Origin of the sequence: Paraliobacillus salinarum (assembly GCF_014083865.1) — a bacterium.
Taxonomy (GTDB): domain Bacteria; phylum Bacillota; class Bacilli; order Bacillales; family Amphibacillaceae; genus Paraliobacillus; species Paraliobacillus salinarum.
Window position 1 is genome coordinate 248518 of the sequence record NZ_JACEFA010000003.1, and the last position, 6662, is coordinate 255179.

The following is a 6662-nucleotide window of genomic DNA, read 5'->3' on the forward strand; positions in this document are numbered from 1 at the left end:
TATTAGGAGGAAACAGCACTCATGTGGGAAGAACTGAATTCCATGCTAGATCAATCGTTTGATGAGATGGTGGAAATTCGCAGGTATCTGCATCAACACCCTGAATTATCATTCCAAGAAAAAAATACTGCACACTATATAACAAATACATATAAAAAACTGGATATTCCGTATCAACAAAATGTCGGTGGGAATGGTGTTATTGCCACCTTAAAAGGAAATAAACCCGGAAAAACAATTGCTTTACGAGCAGATTTCGATGCATTACCCATTCAAGATGAAAAGGACGTCCCTTATAAGTCAAAGGTAGATGGTGTTATGCATGCTTGTGGACATGATGGTCACACCGCAACATTACTTACTACAGCCAAAGTATTAAAACAAGTACAATCTGAATTAGCTGGTACAGTTGTTTTTATTCACCAGCATGCAGAAGAATTAACACCTGGTGGTGCAAAACCTATCATTAGTAGCGGGGTGTTGAAGGATGTAGATTTTGTATTTGGTGCACATCTATGGACCAATACGCCTTATGGCGAAATAGAAACTGCCGAAAAAGAATTTATGGCAGGTGCAGACAAATTTTCCATTACAATTCAAGGAAAAGGCGGTCACGGAGCCATTCCTCACCAAACAAAAGATGCAGTTGTTATTGGCTCTCAAGTCGTTAGTAATTTACAACAAATTATTAGTCGACGAATTAATCCATTAAGCACGGCTGTCTTATCAATCGGAACATTCCATGCAGGAACTACTTTTAATATTATAGCAGATACAGCGACTATTACTGGTACCGTTCGAACGTTTGACACGGCTGTTCAAACACAGATCATGCATGAAATGGAGGATATTATTTCAGGTACTTGTGTTGGATATGATGCTTCTTACACATTGGATTATGAAAAAGGTTATCCACCTGTAATTAACCATCCAAAAGAAGCTAAACTCGTCATTGAAGCTGCAAATAAAGTAGATGGTGTAAAAAAAGCTACATTTGTAGAACCATCAATGACAGGTGAAGATTTCTCTTATTATTTGCTTGAAAAACCAGGTGCTTTCTTCTTTGTTGGTGCACAACAAGAAGGTAATTTCCAACCACACCATCATCCAGCATTTGATATTGACGAACGAGCAATGCTGCTTACAGCGAAAACTTTTGTTCAAATCATTAAAAGTTATCAATAACAAACCAGAGCTTGTGAGCTCCGGTTTGTTTATTTATTATTATGCAGCTATTTATAGTAGCTTCTTTTTTATATAACCACGGATCAATAAGATAATCCAAAGTATCCCACCTGCTGCCATTATTACTGCTCCACTGAAATTTTGTTGCAAAATAAACACACCAACAAATAATGCAGTTTGAACAAGTAATAACTGTTGAAGTAAGCTCAACACAGCTTGTTGACGAAAAGCGAGAGAAATTGGATACAAATCTATCCATAAAACTGTGCGATGATGATGCCAAAGTGTCATTAATTGAATCGCAGTTAAATAAATAAATAATAATCCAATTACAACAGCAATGCCTTGTTGTGGGATATAGAAAATAGCGAGCATACCAATCAATACCAAACGGACATATATTCCTAAATAGTCTGCACTTCTAACTAATGTAATTCGATATAAGTACTTGTATGTGTTCTTTGTATGAAACGAAAGAGAGCTAATTAACAAATTGACAAGCCAATGCCTCTTTTTAACTACCGACTTTAAATGTGGTACGTCAGTAAACATACTAACTAATCGATAAAAACTTCTCATGCGTGTATGGTCTTTTGCAACTAATACATCCCAAGCAATCGACTTCTGACGAGATGACAAATAGTATGCATACAAAAAAACAACAAATAACAATACAGTCGTAATTCCAGCAAATATAGCTAAACCATTAATAAAAAAGTAAAATAAAGCAAACTGTAGAACAAATCGACAGATAAAGTCAGCCATCCGACTATTTTTATCACGTATTTTAAGCATCCACCAATTAGCCATAAGGTTCCAAGCCTTTAATAACAATAATATAACAGCTGAAAACCAGTAGCCTTTATAAGTACCAAAAGTCGCTTGATACAGTGGTGCAAAAACGGCTAAGGTAAGGATCACTAAATATAACTGCATCAAATAACTAAAAACGATAGCATTAAAAAAATAACGCTGCATTTTTTGTTCAGCAGGTAAAAGAAACATGACATCTGCTTCTTTCAATAATGTATGAACTGGACTATAGGTAACGACTAAACTAAAGAAAATAGCAATAATCCAAACACTAGGAAAATCAGCTGGCAAATCACTCAGTAGTTGTTGATAATAATATGCACCCGCAGAGATCAAAAAGAGGATTGCTATAGCAGTATGTCCATTAAAAACATATTGTAAATAGCGACTTGTTTCTTTAACAAAACCTCTAAAACGGTTCATAAATAATTCGTGGGCATTAAACATGGGAATCGGCTTCCTTTGTTAATTGAATATAAATATCATCCAGCGTTGCAGTAGGCATAGCAAATTCCTGACGCAAATCATTTAATGTACCATATGCTTTAATTTTACCATCATGTAAAATAACAAATCGATCACAATAACGTTCAGCAGTAGCTAATATATGGGTGGACATTAGTACTCCTGCGCCACGTTCCTTTTGTTCTTCCATCCATTCTAAATAGGATTGAATACCAAGTGGATCTAGCCCAACGAATGGCTCGTCCACAATATACAATGGTGGTTCTACTAAAAAGGCGCACATAATCATTACTTTTTGCTTCATCCCTTTAGAAAAATGAATCGGAAACCATTTAAGTTGTTTTTCTAACCGGAATGCTTTCAATAATCGAGGTAATCTTAACTCAAATGTTGCCTCATCAATTTGATATGCCATTGCGGTTAAGCGTAAATGTTCATACAGTGTTAACTCATCATATAATAAAGGCATCTCAGGAATGTAGGAAAATTGCTTACGATATTCCTCAGGTGAATCCTGAAAAGATTGTTGATTAATTTTAATTTCACCTTTTTTAGGATGCATTAAACCAATTATATGTTTAATCGTTGTACTTTTCCCAGCCCCATTTAAACCAATCAATCCAACAATTTCATTTGGATAAACATCAAATGAAATACCATGCAATACATTTTTATGGGTATATCCACCCTCTAATTGATCAATATGTAATAACGCATCCACAATCTATTCCTCCGCTCATTAAAGTAATTCTATTCAGATTTTACCATTTTCTTTTTTATAAAGCCAAAAAAACATTGCATAATCGTCAAAAAACCGGCCACACTATAACTGAAGGAGTTAGGATAAGCTTTCAAACCACAATGCATGGTATGTAAACTTTCGAAATGAGGTGTTTGTGAAAGACAGTTTATGCTTGTACTAACCTTTTTATGTGAAGGAAAAAACCGACTGAAGACATGAGGTGTTGACAAACGGTATTTACTAGTCTGGCCATAAAATGTTAATGAATCAATTGCTTGGTTCAGCAAACAATATATATTCTATCCTTCTCCTTTAGCAAGTGAGTCGTCTGGATTAAACATATCTTTGTGATTATGTTGTTTCAGACTGACTCACTTGTTTTTACTAATTCAAATACACATGCTAAAATGAAGAAAAACAAAACAGGAGTGATCTAATGGTAACACATGAGGATTGCATTTTTTGTAAAATTATAAACGGGGATATCCCTTCAGCAAAAGTATATGAAGATGATGATGTGTTTGCTTTTCTGGATATTAGCCAAGTGACTAAAGGACACACATTAGTCATTCCAAAAACACATGTAAAAGATATTTATGAGACACCTGAACAAATAGCAAGCAAGTTGTTTGCACGTATTCCGAAAATAGCTAACGCGATTGAAAAAGCTTTTCAACCAGAGGGAATCAACATACTAAGTAATACTGGTGAGGCAGCTGGACAATCCGTTTTCCATTTGCACATCCACCTCATTCCTCGTTATGGGAAGAAAGATGGATTTAGACCTGTCTGGGAAACACATGAAGAAGAATACACACCAGAATTACTACAATCCATTTCTGATAAAATTTATCAACAAATAGATTGATAAAATAGCTTGTAATGGTAAGCACACACGATAATCAACCTAGTTTTTTAACTATTCATTTCACTATTTATCTGTTATAATGTAACCACTTCGCATACGGCAACGAGTGCACGTATGGAAGAAAAATAGTTAGTTAGTAGAGGAGAGTTAGTTATGAAGACAAAGATTTTAGTTTTATTAGCTTTATTTATTGGGATCGGGGCTGTGCTCCACATTATTGCACCACCTATTTTATTCGGCATGAAGCCTGACATTATGCTACCAATGATGTTTGTAGGAATTTTACTTTTTCCTAAGTTCGAATATGTGTTGCTTTTATCTTTTTCGACTGGGATTATTTCAGCGTTAACTACCACTGCACCAGGTGGTCAAATTTCTAATTTAGTAGATAAACCACTTACAGCACTAATCTTTTTTGGTTTACTCTACGTTATCCCAAAAGCATTAGATGAAAAGATTAAAGCACCAATTCTTGTTGCAATAGGAACTGCAGTAAGCGGATCAATATTTTTAATAATGGCATTATACGTTGTCGGTCTACTTCCTGGATCATTTGCACCTATGTTTCTTGGTGTTGTTTTACCAGCAATGCTTTTCAACGTTATATTCACCATTATTTTATATCCAATTCTACAAACAATTATGAAACGCTCGCAGGTTTCAATGGCATAACACGAATAAAAAAAAGGGGGCTGCAATACAGCCTCTTTTTGTTCACTTTAAGAAACACCGCAACAATTTCATTATTTAATTTAAACACCAAGAAATTGACATAAAATATTTTTAAAAACAATGTTTGGTAAGTATGAAAAAAGAGAACATAGTATAATATAAGGGAAAGGAGTGTTCGTAATGGCAAACGGAAAAGCTTTATTTCTAGGTTTTTTAGCAGGGGGAGTAGTTAGTGCTGCAGCTACCTTACTTAGTACACCACAGTCTGGTAAAGATCTGCGTTATAACGTTAAGTCCCGTGGAGAAGAGATCGCACAGTCTTTCGACAAAATCAAAGAAGAGGGAAAGCAGTTAACAGAACAAATTGCAAACACATCTAAAGAAGGTGTGACATTAATAAAAGAATTATCTGTTGATGTGAAAAGCTCCATTGAAACTTGGAAGAATACAATTGAGCCTCATCAAAAAAATATTCAAAACTATTTAGAACAAATTGAAGAGCGTTTAAAAGAATTAGAGGAACAAACAAGCACGAGAGCATAAGAAAATCCTTAGAGAATCTTCTCTAAGGATTTTTTATAGTATAGTCAGTATTATTTTGCGTCAGCTAGAGCTTCTTCAGCTAATGTAAAGAATGTAGCTACTTTAATACTTACACCAGAAATTGCGTCTGTTGCACCTTCATCATTTGTATACTCAATATCTGTTGGATCTTGTGTTTCTAATAAGTGCGCTTCGACCTTTTCAGCTTGTTCGTGCCATTCAGCTTGTGCACCTGCTTTTTCTACCATGCCGTACTCACCGTTTTTAGAAACTGTATCTTTATCGTCTCCACCATCTTTATGAACACCATTCCAATCAGCTGAAACAATTTCACCATTTTCTACAGTTAAATCTACTGTGTACTTCCAACCAGATTCTTCACTGAAATCAGCTTCCTCAGCGTGATACGTACCATCTTTATAAGCCCCTTGTTCTACTGGACCATTAGCTAAAGCCTCTTCAGCTAATGTAAAGAACGTAGCTACTTTAATACTTACACCAGAAATTGCATCTGTTGCACCTTCATCATTTGTATATTCAATATCTGTTGGATCTTGTGTTTCTAATAAGTATGCTTCAACTTTTTCAGCTTGCTCATGCCATTCTGCTTGCGCGCCACCTTTTTCTACCATTCCATATTCACCATTAGCAGATACGGTGTCTTTGTCATCTCCACCATCTTTATGAACACCATTCCAATCAGCTGAAACAATTTCACCATTTTCTACAGTTAAATCTACAGTGTATTTCCAGCCAGACTCTTCACTAAAATCAGCTTCTTCAGCGTGGTAAACACCATCTTCGTACTTACCTTCTGTTTCAGTACCTTCTTCAGAGCCATTATCTGCTGGCGCATCTGCTTCTTCTGTTTCACTATTACATCCAGCCAATAGTAAAATTGAAATAAGTGCAGTTAACGCTACTAACATCCAATGTTTTCTTTTCATCATTATCTTCCCCTTTTTTTCTTATAATGTGCATCATTTCACAATTAGTATTATAGTCCTTTTTATACTGGAAAGTCTATATAAAAGTTCAACATTTCACATTTTCGTCAAAAATAAAAAAATATAATTTTTATTATTATGAAATTAGCATATCCTCATTATGTCCAGAAAAAAAGCCGCTCCAATGAAGTGACCCCTTAAAGTTAGACACGGTTATTTCATTAGGCAGCTTGTTCAAAATGAGTTCGGTATTGTACCGGACTCATTTTAAATTTCGCCTTTATCCGTTTCATATTATAGTATTCTATATATTTTTCAAGTTCTTGTTTAAAGTGCTCTACACTTTCGAATTCCTTATAATAAAGAAATTCTGATTTCATAATTCCAAAGAAATTCTCTATCACCGAATTATCGTAACAGTTTCCTT

Annotated in this window: 8 protein-coding genes; 4 read left to right on the forward strand and 4 right to left on the reverse strand. The window is 34.9% G+C overall.

Features of this window, described 5'->3' with window-relative positions:
- Window positions 1-21 precede the first annotated feature (21 nt).
- The gene (locus HP569_RS05410) at window positions 22-1185 is read left to right on the forward strand and encodes a M20 family metallopeptidase (protein WP_182200137.1); all 1164 of its coding nucleotides are present in this window, start codon (window positions 22-24) and stop codon (window positions 1183-1185) included.
- Between the two features lie 51 nt (window positions 1186-1236).
- Here the strand turns inward: HP569_RS05410 and HP569_RS05415 are convergent, their stop codons facing one another.
- The gene (locus HP569_RS05415; RefSeq protein WP_246366929.1) at window positions 1237-2421 is read right to left on the reverse strand and encodes an ABC transporter permease; all 1185 of its coding nucleotides are present in this window, start codon (window positions 2419-2421) and stop codon (window positions 1237-1239) included.
- A 16-nt stretch (window positions 2422-2437) separates the two neighbouring features.
- The gene (locus HP569_RS05420) at window positions 2438-3184 is read right to left on the reverse strand and encodes an ABC transporter ATP-binding protein (protein ID WP_182200139.1); all 747 of its coding nucleotides are present in this window, start codon (window positions 3182-3184) and stop codon (window positions 2438-2440) included.
- A gap of 457 nt (window positions 3185-3641) precedes the next feature.
- Here HP569_RS05420 and HP569_RS05425 point away from each other — a divergent pair, with 457 nt between their 5' ends.
- From HP569_RS05425 to HP569_RS05435, 3 genes are all read left to right on the forward strand, one after another.
- Complete coding sequence (locus tag HP569_RS05425) at window positions 3642-4073, forward strand: HIT family protein (RefSeq protein ID WP_182200140.1); 432 nt, start codon at window positions 3642-3644, stop codon at window positions 4071-4073.
- Between the two features lie 153 nt (window positions 4074-4226).
- Complete coding sequence (locus HP569_RS05430) at window positions 4227-4745, forward strand: tryptophan transporter (protein ID WP_182200141.1); 519 nt, start codon at window positions 4227-4229, stop codon at window positions 4743-4745.
- Window positions 4746-4925: 180 nt separating this feature from the next.
- The gene (locus HP569_RS05435; RefSeq protein WP_182200142.1) at window positions 4926-5288 is read left to right on the forward strand and encodes a YtxH domain-containing protein; all 363 of its coding nucleotides are present in this window, start codon (window positions 4926-4928) and stop codon (window positions 5286-5288) included.
- Window positions 5289-5338: 50 nt separating this feature from the next.
- On the opposite strand, the gene HP569_RS05440 is transcribed toward HP569_RS05435, so the two are convergent.
- Both HP569_RS05440 and HP569_RS05445 read right to left on the reverse strand, forming a co-directional pair.
- Window positions 5339-6235 carry an FMN-binding protein gene (locus tag HP569_RS05440; RefSeq protein WP_182200143.1) on the reverse strand — a complete coding sequence of 299 codons (897 nt, stop codon included), beginning with the start codon at window positions 6233-6235 and terminating at the stop codon, window positions 5339-5341.
- A 221-nt stretch (window positions 6236-6456) separates the two neighbouring features.
- On the reverse strand, window positions 6457-6662 hold a 206-nt coding region (locus HP569_RS05445; protein WP_182200144.1), incomplete at its 5' end, for an IS3 family transposase.